At 76.3% G+C, this 579-nt stretch carries 1 protein-coding gene; it reads left to right on the top strand.

Annotation, left to right across the window (positions count from 1 at the left end):
- Nucleotides 1-579: Ldh family oxidoreductase (locus tag FV228_RS32160; RefSeq protein WP_147858009.1), on the top strand; the 579-nt coding region annotated here is incomplete at both ends.

Raw genomic sequence — 579 nt, 5'->3', positions numbered from 1 at the left:
CATCATTGCGGGGCGGCCGGCCTGCCTGTCGAGGCGCTGGCCGAGGCCGGGTGCGTCGCGATCCTGTTCGCCAACACCCCCGCCGCCATGGCGCCCTGGGGTGGCAGCCGGGCAGTGTTCGGCACCAACCCGCTGGCCTTCGGCTGCCCGCTACCCGGTCGGGCACCCATCGTGATCGACCTCGCCCTGTCGAAGGTCGCCCGGGCCAGCATCGTCGGCGCGAAGCAGCGCGGCGAAGCGATCCCGGAGGGCTGGGCGCTCGATGCCGCGGGACGCCCGACCACCGATCCCGCCGCGGCCCTCGACGGCACGATGGCGCCGCTCGGCGACGCCAAGGGCACGGCGCTCGCCTTGATGGTGGAACTCCTGGCGGCCGGGCTCACCGGTGCCCGCTTCGCCGCCGAGGCCAGCTCGTTCCTCGACGCCGCGGGGGACCCGCCCGGCACCGGACAGCTGATCCTGGCGATCGACGCCACGGCCCTCGGCCCCGACGCCCCGGAGCGCTTCGCCGTCTTGGCGGCCTCGATCGAGGCGCAGGACGGCGCCCGCCTGCCGGGGAGCCGGCGCCTCGACCTGCGG

It is taken from the genome of Methylobacterium sp. WL18 (genome assembly GCF_008040015.1).
GTDB lineage: Bacteria > Pseudomonadota > Alphaproteobacteria > Rhizobiales > Beijerinckiaceae > Methylobacterium > Methylobacterium mesophilicum.
This window is presented reverse-complemented; position numbering and strand designations above follow the sequence as displayed.